This is a genomic window from Allokutzneria sp. NRRL B-24872 (genome assembly GCF_002155965.1).
Classification (GTDB): Bacteria; Actinomycetota; Actinomycetes; order Mycobacteriales; family Pseudonocardiaceae; genus Allokutzneria.
Genome location: NZ_MUMH01000286.1, coordinates 758 through 1,109, shown reverse-complemented (window position 1 = coordinate 1,109; position 352 = coordinate 758). Strand labels below are relative to the sequence as shown.

The window sequence follows — 352 nt, the reverse complement described above, 5'->3', positions numbered from 1 at the left end:
ACCGACCGTCGGAGAACGCCTTCGGCGCCGTCGGCATCATCACCGCCATGCTCCTGCCTCAGGTGATCATGCTGGTGTTCTTCCCGATGCACGGTTTCGCCCGGGTCGCGGTCCAGATGCTGATGACGACGCTCATCCTGATGGCGTTCTACTACCGCTGGCTCGCGATGACGAGGAAGTCGCGGTAGATGGCCCACGTTCCCGCCAGGCTCGACCAAGTGCTGCTCGATCCGACGCGGTTGTCGATCGTCGCGTTGCTGGCGGCGTCGGAGTGGTGCGAGTTCGCCTTCGTCCGAGACTCGGTCGAGCTGAGCGATTCCGCGCTGTCCAAGCAGATCAGCACGTTGCGCAC

Annotated in this window: 2 protein-coding genes; both read left to right on the top strand. The window is 63.9% G+C overall.

What is annotated here, in order from left to right; all coding sequences use genetic code 11:
• Nucleotides 1-188, top strand: a 188-nt coding sequence (locus CCN37_RS40505) for a hypothetical protein (protein WP_210408390.1), incomplete at its 5' end; no start/stop codon positions are given.
• A partial coding sequence (locus tag CCN37_RS42125) for a transcriptional regulator (protein WP_256388112.1) occupies nt 189-352 on the top strand: 164 nt, incomplete at its 3' end.